Genomic DNA, 14,553 nt, shown 5'->3' with positions numbered 1-14,553 from the left:
TAATGTTCTACTCTTTTTGTTTACCATTCTCTTCTAAAGAGTCTTCTTTAGTTTTCGGCTCTCCAATAATATAAAATTTTATTGGTAAAGTATAAGATACTTTTACTGGTTTACCTTTTTGTAATCCTGGTTTTTTAAACTTAGGAATTAAATTGACAACTCTAAGACCTTCTTCTTTTAATTTTTCATGTGGCGCCCTTGCTTTCACATCTATGATTTCTCCATTCTCATCTATTTTGAAAGCCACCATAATAGAAGCAAATCCTTCTGGTAAACCTAAATCATTTCCTAAATCTCCATTAAACTTTTTTGCTACCAACTTTCTGATAGAGTTTTCCATACATGATTTTAAAGCTTTGTTTCCTTTTTTTGTTTCACAACCATCGTATACAGGAACCTCTTCTATAACACTAAAGGCAACAACTTCTTTACCTTCTTCAACAGGAATTATTTCTTGAGCAAACAAAAAATTACAAAGACTAAAAGCTAAAACAAATATTATTTTTTTCATATTTTTATTTTAAACAGCAACAATGCCTTTAATATGCGGATGTGGATTATAATTTTCTAAATTAAATCTTCAAATTTAAAATCGAAAATATCCTTTATTTCTGGATTAATTTTCACAGTTGGTATTGGTCTACAATCTCTAGATAATTATAATTCCTCATAGTGATTACTATAATAAATTTATGTAAAGTTAAAGATTTGAAAATAGTATTAAAAGTATATTGTAATTAATATACTTACAGGTGTATTAACAGGTTTTCCTTTAAAATATCCTGGCTCAATAAATTTTGGCAATCGCTTAGTTACTTTAATAGCTTCAGCTGCCATTTCTCTTTTATGAGCTTTAGCTGTTACATCCTGTACCTTTCCTTTTTTATTAATAATAAAATCAACTTGAAATTGAGTAGATTTATCATGTGGAAATAACTTATCTGCTAACTCTAAATCTACACCTAATTTAATAAAATTAACAATTTTCTCTGTGGTACAATCTCTAAGTGTTTTACTATCTAAATTATCATCACATCTTTTATGAGTTGGAAACCTATCAATTTTAGTACTTCCAGTAGACAGTTTAGTTTTAGAGTTTACAACATTAAAAGTAATAGGAAGGAAGAAAGCTACTTTTACAGGTTTTTCTCTAACAAGTCCTGGTCTTTTTAATTTTGGTATTAAATTAACTACACGTCGGGCCTCTTTCTCTAATAATAAATGTTCTGCTCTAGTTTTAATATTTTCAATATTTCCTTCTTCGTTGAAAGTAAAAAACACATTAATTCTAGTAGGTCCATCATTTAAACCTAATCCATTAACAACACTAGTATTGAAGTTTTTCGAAACTAAAACATTAATTTCATCACTCATACACTTTTTAAGTTCCTCATTACTTAAATTTTCATTACAATTTTTATGAATTGGAACATTTTCTATAATATCAAATGAAACTTCTTCAGTATCATTATGCTCTTTTACGCTAACAACATCTTTAGTTAGATCTTCATCATCTTGTTTTATAACATCAATAGTTTCTTTATCAAGATCATCAGTGTCAATTTCAATCACTTTACCTTTTGAAAATCCTGAAATACTAAAAGCAAACAAGATTATAAGTAGCGTTATTTTTCTCATTAAAATTTAAACAGCAACAATGCCTTTAATATGTGGATGTGGATTATAATTTTCTAAAGTAAAATCTTCAAATTTAAAATCGAAAATGTCTTTTACTTCTGGATTAATTTTCATGGTTGGTAATGGACGTATATCACGAGACATTTGTAATTCTAATTGCTCATAATGATTACTATAAATATGAGCGTCACCAAAAGTATGAATAAACTCTCCAGCTTGATAACCGCAAACTTGTGCCATCATCATTGTAAATAGAGCATAAGATGCAATATTAAATGGAACTCCTAAAAAAATATCTGCGCTTCGCTGGTATAGTTGACATGATAATTTACCATTAGCTACATAAAACTGAAAAAAAGCGTGACAAGGTGGTAGAGCAGCTTTTCCATTAGCTACATTTTCGCTAAATGATTTTGAAGTATCTGGCAATACTGATGGATTCCATGCAGAAACTAACATACGTCTACTATTGGGATTGTTTTTTAAAGTTTCAATAACTTCTTTAATTTGGTCAACTTCATCACTATTCCAATTACGCCATTGGTGACCATAAACGGGTCCTAAATCTCCATTTTCATCTGCCCATTCATTCCAAATTCTAACCCCGTTTTCCGTTAGGTAATTAATATTAGTATCTCCTTTTAAAAACCAAAGCAATTCGTAAACTATAGATTTTAAATGTAACTTTTTGGTAGTAACCATTGGAAAACCCTCACTTAAATCAAAACGCATTTGATGTCCAAAAACACTTTTTGTTCCAGTACCTGTTCTATCTCCTTTTTCGTTTCCGTTTTCTAAAACGTGCTTTACTAAGTCGTGATATTGCTTCATATTCATTTTTCGCAAAAGCGAAAATCTCATTAAATTATACTTCTATTTCAAGTTTTAAAAATAAAAAATAAGGGTTGAATCTAATCGATTCAACCCTTATTAATATTAAAAGTTATTAACTGCTTTACTCTTTTCGCTTAACCTATTATCATTCCTGCAATAGTTGCAGAAATTAATGATGCAATTGTCCCTCCAATTAAAGCTTTTATTCCAAATTTAGACAATGTTTTACGTTGCCCTGGCGCTAAAGAACCAATACCTCCAATTTGAATACCAATAGATGCGAAATTTGCAAAACCACATAACATGTACGTTGCCATAATGATTGATTTTTCGAATTTTAAATGGGTTGCGCTTGCTACTTCTTTAAGTTCGGCCAATTGTATGTACCCAATAAATTCACTAGCTGCTAATTTGATTCCTAACAACTGCCCCATTAGTGTAACATCTTCTTTTGCTACTCCCATTAACCACATTAAAGGAGCAAAAGCATAACCTAAAATAAGTTCAAGAGATAAGGTTTGATATGGTGTATTAGCTGCTATAACAGTATTCAAAGAAGTAACATCTCCAACCCAGCCTAAAATACCATTAAACATGGCAATAAAAGCAACAAATACTAAAAGCATGGCACCTACATTAACTGCTAATTTTAAACCTTCTGTAGTACCATTAGCTATAGCATCTAAAAAGTTAGAGCCTATTTTTTCTTGAGATACAGAAACATCTGTGTCTATTTTTTCTGTTTGCGGATATAATATTTTAGAGATTACAATAGCACCAGGCGCTGCCATAACAGATGCTGCCAACAAATGTTTCGCATAAAATAATTTGAGAGCTTCATCTTCTCCACCTAAAAAACCAATATAAGCCGCCAATACAGCACCAGCAACGGTTGCCATACCACCAATCATAACCAATAGAATTTCAGACTTATTCATCTTTTCTAAATAAGCCTTAATTAATAATGGTGCTTCTGTTTGGCCTAAGAAAATATTCCCAGCAACACTTAAACTCTCTGCCCCAGAAATACCTAAAATCTTAGACAACAACCAACCCATAGCTTTCACTAATTTCTGAATAAGACCTAAATAAAATAATACTGAAGTTAAAGCTGAAAAGAATAATATTGTAGGCAATACTTGAAAAGCAAAAATAAAACCATAAGAATTTATATCTAACATGCCACCAAACAAAAATTCACTTCCTGCTTGAGTAAAACCTAAAAGTTTAATAAACCCTAAGCCTATAAACTCAAAAACCGTCTTTATAAAATCTATTTTTAATACCCCAACAGCTATAATAAGTTGAAATGCTAAACCAATCCCAACTGTTTTCCAATTGATTGCTCTTCTGTTACTACTAAACAAAAACGCTATAAAAATTAGTGAAATCATTCCTAAAGCTCCACGCCAAAGACTGCCAATAGAGAATCCTTGGCTAGGAATAATCTCATTTCCACTATCATTATTTGTTATGAGTTCTGCTTTAGCTTTATCATCTTTTGAAGCTAAAAAAGAATATGTTATTGCTTTTTCTTGAAAAACTAATGTAGAATCTGTAAACTCTTTAATTTTATAGCGGCGAACAGTATCTTTTGGTTTATTATAATAAAAAACTAATAGATTATTTTGAAAAATATAATCTCCAGAAGCTTTCAAACTATCTTTGGCTAATAAAGAATAACTAAATTCTCCTTTTTTTAATTCTAAGATATCTTCTTTTGAAACGTTAAAAAGATCTTCTCCTATACTATTTTGGATAGATTTAAACTCCCAAGATTTATCTAAATCTTGAGCTAAAACAGATGTCGTTACAAAAAAAATAGCTGTAACAGCTAAAAGTATTTTTTTAATCATAAGGTTAACGTTTAGAAATCTCATCACGAATTTTCGCTGCTTTTTCGTAGTCTTCGTTGTTTACAGCTTCGTCTAACAACTTGTGTAATTCTTCAGTTGTATGAGATGTATAGTCTTCTTGCGTAGTCGTTAATTCTAATTCTTCATTAATAATATCTTCAACTAAGATATTATCTTGAGTGTCTTCTTCTTCTTTACTAGGATCTACTTTTAAATAGATACCTGCTTTATCTAAGATGTTTTTATAAGTAAATATTGGTGCTTGAAAACGTAATGCTAAAGCTATAGCGTCACTTGTTCTAGCATCAATAATCTCTTCAATTTTATCTCGTTCGCAAATAAGGCTCGAATAGAATACACCATCAACTAATTTATGAATAATCACTTGTTTAACAACAATATCAAATCGATCTGCAAAATTCTTAAACAAATCGTGAGTTAATGGTCTTGGTGGACGAATTTCTTTTTCTAATGCAATAGCAATAGATTGTGCTTCAAATGCCCCTATAACGATTGGTAATTTTCGTTCGCCATCTACTTCATTCAAAATTAAAGCATAAGCTCCATTTTGGGTTTGGCTATAAGAAATTCCTTTTATTTTTAATCTTACTAAACTCATATATAAAAAATAAAAAAAGCGGTTTAAATTGTAAAATGGAATTTAAACCGCTTTTTTACGAGCACAATTTATAAAAAATTAAGCGTTTGCCGCTTTAAATGCTTTTAATTTTTCTATTAACGCTGGTACAACTTCAAAAGCATCACCAACAACACCATAATCTGCAGCCTTGAAAAAAGGTGCTTCAGGATCTGTATTTACAACAACCTTTACTTTTGAAGCATTGATTCCTGCTAAATGCTGTATCGCTCCAGAAATACCAATAGCAATATATAAGTTAGAAGCTACAGGCTTTCCTGTTTGACCTACGTGTTCCCCATGTGGTCTCCAACCTAAATCACTAACAGGTTTTGAACATGCTGTTGCTGCCCCTAATACATCTGCTAATTCTTCTATCATTCCCCAATTTTCTGGTCCTTTCATACCTCGTCCTGCAGATACTACAATTTCTGCATCTGCTATAGTAACTTTATCTGTTGCTTTATCCACAGATTGTACTGTTACACCTGCATCTGGAATTGCTGGAGAAAAATCTTCCGCAGAAGCACTTCCACTATTTTCAACTAATCCAAATGAGTTATTAGAAACGCCCACTACTTTTACATCTGTATCTATAGTTGTAATATTAAATGCTTTATTTGTAAACGCAGTACGTTTTACTGTAAAAGGCGCTGTATTTAAAGGCGCTTCAACTACATTAGAAGCATAACCCGCTTCTAATCCTACTGCTAAAACTGGTGCTAAATATTTACTATCAGCACTTTGACTAACAACTACTATTTTTGCGCCTTCTTTTTGTGCAGCTTCTTTTATAACTGCAGCATAAGATCTAGCATTAAATTTGTCTAAAGTTGAATTTGACACATTCAATACTTTATCTACACCGTAATTACCCAATTCACTTGCATCTGCTACATTAACTGCTACAGCAGTAACGGTGGTTCCTAATTGGTTAGCTACTGCTTTGGCATAAGAAGCAACTTCTAAGGCTGTTTTCTTAAATTTTCCGTTTTCTGATTCTGTATATACTAAAACTGACATCTTTTTGTTTTTTAAAAGGTAATTAAATTACTTTCGCTTCATTATGAAGTAAGCTTACTAACTCATCTAAATTCCCTGCATCTACTAAAGTAACAGCTCCTTTTGGCGCTGGCTTTTCAAATTTAACAGAAGTCGTTTCAGATCCAGATGTTGTTGCTTCTACAACATTTAAAGGTTTTTTACGAGCCATCATAATTCCTCTCATATTAGGAATACGTAAATCTGTCTCTTCAACTAATCCTTTTTGTCCTCCAATTACTAAAGGTAAACTTGTTGTCACTGTCTCTTTTCCTCCATCAATTTCTCTAACAGCTGTTGCGTTTACACCTTCAACTTCTAGACTTATACAGTTAGTAACATAGTTAGCATTAGTTAATTCGGCTAACATTCCTGGTACCATTCCTCCATTATAATCAATAGATTCACGACCAGCAATAACCAAATCATATCCACCATCTTTAGCCACTTTTGCTAGTTCTTTAGCTACTTGAAAACCATCTTTAGCTTCAGTGTTTACTCTTATTGCAGAATCTGCACCAATAGCTAAAGCTTTTCTTAAAGTAGGTTCTGTTTCTGCACCACCAACATTTACAACATCAACACTTGCTCCCTGCTTTTCTTTAAACCACATGGCGCGTGTTAAACCAAACTCATCATTCGGATTTATAACAAATTGAACACCATTTGTGTCAAATTTAGAATCTCCATCCGTAAAATTAATTTTTGATGTAGTGTCTGGAACGTGACTTATACACACTAAAATTTTCATATTTATATAATTAAATTAAGACTATTTGTTTGTGAAGCTAAGAACTATAACGATATCGTTAACTATTCATCCAATGCTTCAATTTTTGAGGTTACGAAGATAAATATTTTATTTCGAAAATATACTATGCATGCATAATAAATTTTAAATAAATTGTTCTTTAATAGTTTATAGTTATTCTTATTTTTGCTATTCAATTTTTATAAGGTATATGAAGACAATTCAATTTAGAGAAGCTATATGTGAAGCAATGAGTGAAGAAATGCGTCGTGATGAAAGCATTTATTTAATGGGAGAAGAAGTAGCAGAATATAATGGTGCTTATAAAGCGTCCAAAGGTATGTTAGATGAATTTGGAGCTAAACGTGTAATCGATACTCCAATTGCAGAACTAGGTTTTGCTGGTATTGCTATTGGGTCTACAATGACTGGAAATAGACCAATAGTAGAATATATGACATTTAACTTTTCTTTGGTTGGTATTGATCAAATTATTAATAATGCAGCTAAGATTAGACAAATGTCTGGTGGGCAATTTAAGTGCCCTATTGTATTTCGTGGTCCAACTGCATCTGCAGGACAATTAGCAGCAACACACTCTCAAGCTTTTGAAAACTGGTTTGCAAATACACCTGGATTAAAAGTGGTTGTTCCATCTAACCCATACGACGCTAAAGGGCTATTAAAATCTGCTATTCGTGATGATGATCCAGTAATTTTCATGGAAAGTGAACAAATGTATGGTGATAAGGGTGAAGTTCCTGAAGGAGAATATACTATTCCATTAGGTGTAGCTGAAATAAAAAGAGAAGGAACAGATGTTACTATAGTTTCTTTTGGAAAAATCATTAAAGAAGCATATAAAGCTGCAGACGAATTAGCTAAAGAAGGAATTTCTTGCGAAATTATAGATTTACGCACCGTACGTCCTTTGGATAAAAAGGCAGTTTTAGAATCTGTTAAAAAAACCAATCGTTTAGTTGTTTTAGAAGAAGCATGGCCTTTTGGAAACGTTTCAACAGAATTAACATATATAGTGCAATCTGAAGCTTTTGATTATTTAGATGCTCCTGTTATAAAAATAAATACTGCAGACACACCTGCTCCATATTCACCGGTTTTACTAGCAGAATGGTTACCAAATCATAATGAAGTTGTTAAAGCTGTAAAAAAAGTAATGTATAAATAAGATAAAATATTATTTTTATAAAAACTTCATTAGCATGATTGTTGATGAAGTTTTTTGTTTAAACTAATTTAATGAATTATAAAATATTATTCTTTTTGTTTCTTTTCGGAAGTTTTTCTGTATTAGCCCAAACAAAAATCAGTGGTCACATTTTCGACGAAAGTAATGAACCTATAGCCTACGCCAATGTCTATTTTCAAGGCACCAGTATAGGTACCATTTCTGATGAGAATGGAAAATTTTACTTAGAAGATGGTGATAACCACGATACTGTAATTGTTTCTTTTATTAGTTATGTAGAACAAACTATTACGCTTGAAAAGAAAGTAAATTACAATTTTAATATTGTTTTAAAAGAAGATGTTGCAGCATTAGATGAAGTACTTATTGTTTCCGGAAAACAACCAAAAAAGAATAATCCAGCTATAGATATTTTAAGAAAGATATGGGCTAACAAAAGAAGTAATGGACTTAAAAAGTATAAACAGTATCAATACGATAAATACGAAAAAGTAGAATTCGACTTAAATACGATAGATAGTTCTACTATAAAAAGTAAACTTTTTAAAGGTATGGAATTTGTTTTTGAACAAGTTGACACCTCTAAAGTAACTGGTAAAACATATTTACCAATGTTTATTAATGAGTCTTCGAGTGAAGTCTATGGAGATAATGTTATTAATGCAAAAAGAGACGTTTTAAAAGGAAATAAGAACTCTGGATTTAGTAACAATCAAGTTATTATTGACTTTGTAGATGATTTATATAGTGATTTTGATGTCTATGATAATTACTTGAAGTTTTTCGATAAAAGTTTTACAAGCCCAATTTCAAGAACAGGAATTAATGTGTATAATTATGTTTTAGCAGATAGTGCTTTTATAGATAATAAATGGTGCTACAATATTATATATTATCCAAGACGTAAAAACGAATTGACTTTTAAAGGAGATTTTTGGGTGGCAGATACCACATTTGCAATTAAAGATATTAATATGCAAGCCTCAAAAAGCGCCAATATAAACTGGGTAAAAGAGATTTATATAGAACAAGAATTTGATGTTTTAAACGATTCTATATTTCTTATTAAGCGCGATTATTTTATGTCGGATTTTGCTTTTAATAAAAAAGAAAAATCTCAAGGTATTTATGGTAAACGAACTTCTTTATATAACAATTACAAATTTGATATAGAAAAAGACCCAAAATTCTATAAAGAAAAAGTATACAGTTTTGATGAAGATTTATACAATCAAGATGATGCTTTTTGGGAGAAAAATAGAATGGAAAAATTAAGTAAGGATGAAAAAGGCGTATATGTGATGCTAGATTCCCTTAAAAAAACTAAAAAGTTTAAGCGTCTTTATAATATAGGAAGCATTCTCGCCTCTGGTTATATAGAATTCGACGAACTTAATTTCGATTATGGTAGTGTTTTTTCAACTTTTGGCTTCAATGCTGTTGAAGGTTTGAGACTTCGTGCTGGAGGAAGAACATATTTTGGACAAAATGATTTATGGCGATTAGAAGGTTTTACTGCTTATGGATTTAAAGACAATAAGTTTAAATATGGCATCTCAGGTAAATGGTTAATTGATAAAAGAAGGCGATTAATTATTTCTGGAGGAAATAGAAGAGATGTTGAACAAATAGGAGCTAGTTTAACTACTTCAACCGATGTTTTAGGTAGAAGTTTAGCCTCGTCATCTATAGTAGGAACAGGAATCAATGACAAGTTAACTAACGTAAACTTAACTACTCTTGCTGTACAAGCAGAACCATTTAGAAACTTTGTAACTCGTCTTAGTGGAACGTATAGAACTTTAGAATCTGCTTCACCTACTTTTAGTTTGGATTATTATACAGATAATACGCAAACAACTACAGCTTCTGAAATTAAACAATTTGAAACAGCATTCTCACTTAGATATATGCCAAAAAGAGAAATGACTGGCTTTGGAGTGGAACGTCGAGTAAAGAATGATGATTTCGCACAGCTTTTTGCCCAAGTAACTCGAGGAGATAAAGCCATTTTTGATGGTGACTTTAATTATACTAAACTACAATTCTCATATTTACAACCATGGGCCATTGGTGGTTTTGGAAGACTTTACACCACAATCGAAGTTGGTAAAACGTATGGTCAAGTGCCTTTAGCATTAATGAGCGTTGTACCAGGTAATCAATCCTATTTTTCAATATACAATACATTCTCTCAATTAGATTTTTACGAATTTGTTACAGATGAATACGCGACATTACATGTAGAACATAATTTTAACGGGCGTTTATTCTCTAGAATTCCACTACTAAAAAAACTAAACCTAAGAGCCATTGTCGGTTTTAGAGGTGTTATGGGTAATGTTTCTCAAGAAAACAGAGATTTAAATGCTTCTTTTAATCCTGATGGAACTCCATTTACATATGTTTCCCCTAATAAAGAAGCTTATTATGAGTATAGTGTTGGTGTTGGTAATATTTTTAAGGTTTTTAGAATAGACTTTAACTTTAGAGGAAATTACTTAGATCAAAACTTAAACCCAGATGCTCGTAAATTTGGAGTCACTGGTAGCTTCGGGTTTTATTTTTAAAAGGAATAATATCAATTAAAAAACGCCCTTATAACATTACTAACGTTATTAAAATGTAATCAAATCTTATTTTGTTTGTACAAACTCAAATGTTTCAGTACTTTTGCAGCCCGAAAAACCTATCGTTTTAAGGTAAAAAAGTAGTTAAATAATTAAGATTCCGTAAAACGGAAATGAATAAAAATATTTTTAAATGAGTCCAGCAGGAAAATTAACGTTCGATGTTTTAATAGAAATACCAAAAGGAAGTAGAAATAAATATGAATATGATTTCGATTTAAATAAAATTCGTTTCGATCGTATGTTATTTTCATCTATGATGTATCCAGGTGACTATGGTTTTATTCCAGAAACATTAGCTTTAGATGGTGATCCTTTAGATGTACTAGTTATGGGTACAGAACCTACATTCCCAATGTGTGTAATGGAAGTTAAACCAATTGGTGTTTTTCATATGGCTGACGAAAAAGGTCCTGATGAAAAATTAATTTGTGTACCTGTTACAGATCCTATTTGGAATAGCTATAATGATATTGACGATTTAAATCCGCACCGTATTAAAGAAATTACTCATTTTTTCCAAGTATATAAAGATTTAGAAAAGAAAAAAGTAGATGTTGGTGGTTGGGGAAATGCAGAGGAAGCATATGACATATTAAACAAGTGTGTTGAACGCTATGAAAATAGTGAACATAAGACTAATGGAGATTTTAAAATTTAGTAAATTCCATAAATAGAAAATAAAAAGCCTTTCATAATATATTATTGAAAGGCTTTTTAACTTATAAAATAGTTTAATCACAAAACAACTTATTATATTTGTATCGTGATATCAAAAGCAACATTCTTATTTATTAGCGGCGGAGAAATAGCCTTAATTTTACTTATAGTAGTTATGGTTTTTGGTGCCGACAAAATTCCTGAAATTGCAAGAGGTCTAGGAAAAGGTATGCGCACGCTTAAAGACGCAACTAATGACATCAAATCTGAAATTACAAAAAGTGCCGAACAACAAGGTATCGATACTAGTATTACAGATGGCGTAAATGAAGAGCTAAAAAAAGTAAAAGAAGACTTAGAAGATTTTACTGGCTCAATAAAACGTAAGTTTTAAATTCACAATTACTCAAAAAAACAATCTTTATTTTACGAAATTTACTATGCAAGCATTGTATTTTTATGATTATTTAATATCTTAACAAAAATATTAACTAATTCATTAAAACTATTATGAAAAAAACCATTGCATCCCTTTTTGTATTACTTGCTGTCTTTTCTTGTTCTAAAGATGAAAACGCACTTATTGAAGAAAAAGAACAAGCTCAAGATTTTTCTAAACCATTAACTATTCAAGAAATAAACACTAAAATTGAAACACAATTAAATAGTGGAGAAACTTTTGATTGGAAAAACGAATCAGATCATTTTCTATGGAGTGCTGTACATCACGGTAATGCTATCTTAACTATTGGCTATGGTAGCGAAACAGAAAGTTTCAGCGAACAACGTTCTGCTGCATTAGAAAGTAAAAAAGATGCTATTTTACAAATCGTTGAATCATCTGAAGGCTACAAAAGAGGTAACGAAACAGTTGTAGAGCATGAAATTATTAATGTTGTAGATGTTAAAGTTGAAAATTTTGAAACGATTAAGCTGCTTAGGAAAGCGAATAATATAAGATATTTAGAACCAAATGGCTATAATCATTTTGGCCAAGACAATCAGCAACGTTCAAGTGCTGGATGCGATAAAAATGGACAATCAATTAATAGTGCTCATTACACTACAATTGCTCCAAATAATGCACAAGTAGCTTGGAATTTTAGCGAACACAACATTCCTCAAGCATGGAATTACAGTACAGGTTCTGGCATTACAATAGGCTTAATAGACACTGGAATATCACAGTCTCAGTCGCTATTAAACTCTAGTGGTATAAACGATGGTTATTCTAATGGTCGTTTTGTTCAAAAATATGGCACATTTATAGATTCTTCTTGGTGGTGGTCTAGCAACTATGATGGTCCACATGATAAATGTGGTCATGGTACACAAATGGCTTCTACTATGGCGGCGCCAAGAAATGATAACGGTATGCCTGTTGGTGTAGCATACAATGCGAATTTAGTAGCTTATAGAGCAACAGAAGATGTTGTTTTAAACGACTATCATGAACGTAAAGGTGTTTCAGACGCATTAACACAATTAGGAAACAGAAGTGACGTTAAAATAATCTCTATGTCTATTGGCTACCCATGGTCTATTGGTAATGTTAAAGACGCTGTAAAATATGCCTACAGTAAAGGAAAACTTATTTTTGCTGCCGGAGGAACTTCTACAAGTTTTACTAACTGGTATGGTGTTATTTTTCCAGCAACAATGAGCGAAACTGTTGCTGTAACTGGTGTTACTGACAGATCTAGTTATGAAAGATGTGATATATGTCACAGCGGAAGTAAAATAGATTTTACTATAATTATGGAAGGTGATAATGATACAAGTAAGCATCCTCCTGTATTAGGTTTCTATAATAATCAAAGACGTTACACAGGTGGATCTTCTGTAGCAACTGCAACTACTGCAGGCATAGCAGCTCTAGTTTGGTCAAGACACCCTAGTTGGAGTAGAACTCAAGTTTTAAACAAATTAAAACAATCTTCAGATTTTTATCCAAATAAGAATTCAAGCTTTGGCTATGGAAACATAGATGCTTTACAGGCTGTACAATAAACTTAGATTAAATTTAAAAAACCCTTTCAAAATCAATTAATAATTTTGAAAGGGTTTTCTTATTTATAAAGTTTTAAAATCATTTAAAAGCCCAATAGAAATCCAATTAGCTAAAGCTTCTCTATTATGATAATTAAGAATACGCTTTTGATCTTTAGCATTTTTAATATTTCCTAATTCAATATAAACCATCGCTGGCAATGTATTACGTATTAAATACAAACCTCTAGAACCAACTGTTCCGGTATAGGTTCTATTAGGTTGGTGTTTAGCATATTTCTGTTTAAAAGAGTTATGAATATTCTCGGCAAGCCGTTTTCCTTTTTTACTATTTTTATGATGATAGAAAAAGACATCAATATTTTTACTTTCACTTCTACTATCCACATGCGTAACTATTAACCTTTGGTATTTGTTTGTATGTTTTAAAAACAAGCTATTTACTGCTTGTGTACGTTGTTTTAAACGTAATATTTGACTTTTACTTATCTTTTTATTAGGGTGATTAACCTCATCATAATCAACTTCTAATATACTTTCATCTCTAATACCATCATTCATATCCTTAATAATGACATATACTTTTGCTCCATAAGAAATTAAGCGTTTAGCAAGACGTAATGTAACATCGTAAGCATATTCATCTTCAGAAATCAATTTATTTTTATAGGTAGTAATCGCGCCTGGATCTGGACCTCCATGTCCAGAAATCAAATAATAAACAGCACCTTTTAGCTCTTCATTTTCAATTGTAACTAGTGCATTTTCTTCTCCAAAAAGAATATGCTTTTCTGTTTTAATTAACGATGTACTGTCTTTGCTATTTTTTAACACTATCTTATTATTAGGAACGGTGTCTATTTTAACAAAAACATCTTTATTAAATGGTAGCATATAGGTTTCCCCTACAAATAAACCATCATTTTTACTTATCTTTTTTTTGTTTAAAGCAACAAAAGCTTTGTAATACTTTGCTGGATTTAAACCATGCTTTCTTAGTAAAGAATAAATACCATCACCATGAACAGCAATAACATATTCATTTTGTATTTGAGCATTAGAAAGAAAGCTTATAAATAAAAATAATTTGAGTAAATGTCTAGGCATAGTATATTAAATATATTAATCCCATAACGTTAATAATTTTAAAATATTTAGCTTAATAGCATATAAGATATTTTAAGTCCATTTTAACTAATGTAAATTATTTGAGTCGTCCTAAAATAGGTTGACAGATTATAAAATAATTAATTACTATCCTGTGAAGCTAGCTTCACAGGATTTTT

Annotated in this window: 13 protein-coding genes and 1 pseudogene; 5 read left to right on the top strand and 9 right to left on the bottom strand. The window is 31.0% G+C overall.

Annotation, left to right across the window (positions count from 1 at the left end):
• Nucleotides 1–7: 7 nt before the first annotated feature.
• From Q0997_RS14745 to Q0997_RS14710, 8 genes and pseudogenes are all read right to left on the bottom strand, one after another.
• Nucleotides 8–511: an energy transducer TonB gene (locus tag Q0997_RS14745; RefSeq protein WP_299890140.1), complete on the bottom strand. Its 504-nt coding sequence runs from the start codon at nt 509–511 to the stop codon at nt 8–10.
• A gap of 9 nt (nt 512–520) precedes the next feature.
• Nucleotides 521–684: pseudogene (locus tag Q0997_RS14740) on the bottom strand (thymidylate synthase); the annotation flags it as partial.
• Nucleotides 685–720: 36 nt separating this feature from the next.
• A complete protein-coding gene (locus Q0997_RS14735; RefSeq protein ID WP_299890138.1) occupies nt 721–1,638 on the bottom strand; it encodes a hypothetical protein in 918 nt (305 codons plus the stop codon).
• 6 nt (nt 1,639–1,644) lie between these two features.
• Complete coding sequence (locus tag Q0997_RS14730) at nt 1,645–2,469, bottom strand: thymidylate synthase (RefSeq protein WP_299890136.1); 825 nt, start codon at nt 2,467–2,469, stop codon at nt 1,645–1,647.
• Nucleotides 2,470–2,606: 137 nt separating this feature from the next.
• Nucleotides 2,607–4,328 (bottom strand): nucleoside transporter C-terminal domain-containing protein, encoded by a 1,722-nt coding sequence (locus tag Q0997_RS14725; RefSeq protein WP_299890134.1) that lies wholly within the window; start codon nt 4,326–4,328, stop codon nt 2,607–2,609.
• Between the two features lie 4 nt (nt 4,329–4,332).
• The gene (locus Q0997_RS14720) at nt 4,333–4,947 is read right to left on the bottom strand and encodes a bifunctional nuclease family protein (protein WP_299890132.1); all 615 of its coding nucleotides are present in this window, start codon (nt 4,945–4,947) and stop codon (nt 4,333–4,335) included.
• A gap of 78 nt (nt 4,948–5,025) precedes the next feature.
• On the bottom strand, nt 5,026–5,988 hold the full coding sequence (locus Q0997_RS14715) for an electron transfer flavoprotein subunit alpha/FixB family protein (RefSeq protein ID WP_299890130.1): 963 nt from the start codon (nt 5,986–5,988) through the stop codon (nt 5,026–5,028).
• A 22-nt stretch (nt 5,989–6,010) separates the two neighbouring features.
• Nucleotides 6,011–6,757 (bottom strand): electron transfer flavoprotein subunit beta/FixA family protein, encoded by a 747-nt coding sequence (locus Q0997_RS14710; RefSeq protein ID WP_299890129.1) that lies wholly within the window; start codon nt 6,755–6,757, stop codon nt 6,011–6,013.
• 211 nt (nt 6,758–6,968) lie between these two features.
• On the opposite strand from Q0997_RS14710, the gene Q0997_RS14705 reads away from it, so the two are divergent.
• The 5 genes from Q0997_RS14705 (at nt 6,969) to Q0997_RS14685 (ending at nt 13,267) form a co-directional block, all read left to right on the top strand.
• Nucleotides 6,969–7,946, top strand: a complete 978-nt coding sequence (locus Q0997_RS14705) for a pyruvate dehydrogenase complex E1 component subunit beta (protein WP_299890127.1) — start codon at nt 6,969–6,971, stop codon at nt 7,944–7,946.
• Nucleotides 7,947–8,017: 71 nt separating this feature from the next.
• Nucleotides 8,018–10,537, top strand: a complete 2,520-nt coding sequence (locus Q0997_RS14700; RefSeq protein WP_299890125.1) for a DUF5686 and carboxypeptidase-like regulatory domain-containing protein — start codon at nt 8,018–8,020, stop codon at nt 10,535–10,537.
• Between the two features lie 193 nt (nt 10,538–10,730).
• Nucleotides 10,731–11,258 carry an inorganic diphosphatase gene (locus Q0997_RS14695; protein ID WP_299890123.1) on the top strand — a complete coding sequence of 176 codons (528 nt, stop codon included), beginning with the start codon at nt 10,731–10,733 and terminating at the stop codon, nt 11,256–11,258.
• A 105-nt stretch (nt 11,259–11,363) separates the two neighbouring features.
• A complete protein-coding gene (locus tag Q0997_RS14690; protein ID WP_299890121.1) occupies nt 11,364–11,651 on the top strand; it encodes a twin-arginine translocase TatA/TatE family subunit in 288 nt (95 codons plus the stop codon).
• Between the two features lie 116 nt (nt 11,652–11,767).
• Nucleotides 11,768–13,267 carry a S8/S53 family peptidase gene (locus Q0997_RS14685; protein WP_299890120.1) on the top strand — a complete coding sequence of 500 codons (1,500 nt, stop codon included), beginning with the start codon at nt 11,768–11,770 and terminating at the stop codon, nt 13,265–13,267.
• A 63-nt stretch (nt 13,268–13,330) separates the two neighbouring features.
• On the opposite strand, the gene Q0997_RS14680 is transcribed toward Q0997_RS14685, so the two are convergent.
• Nucleotides 13,331–14,374 (bottom strand): N-acetylmuramoyl-L-alanine amidase, encoded by a 1,044-nt coding sequence (locus Q0997_RS14680; protein ID WP_299890118.1) that lies wholly within the window; start codon nt 14,372–14,374, stop codon nt 13,331–13,333.
• Nucleotides 14,375–14,553: the final 179 nt, after the last annotated feature.

The organism is uncultured Lacinutrix sp., from assembly GCF_947500325.1.
Classification (GTDB): domain Bacteria; phylum Bacteroidota; class Bacteroidia; order Flavobacteriales; family Flavobacteriaceae; genus Lacinutrix.
The sequence above is the reverse complement of the archived record's forward strand: the minus strand, read 5'-3'. Positions and strand labels throughout refer to the sequence as shown.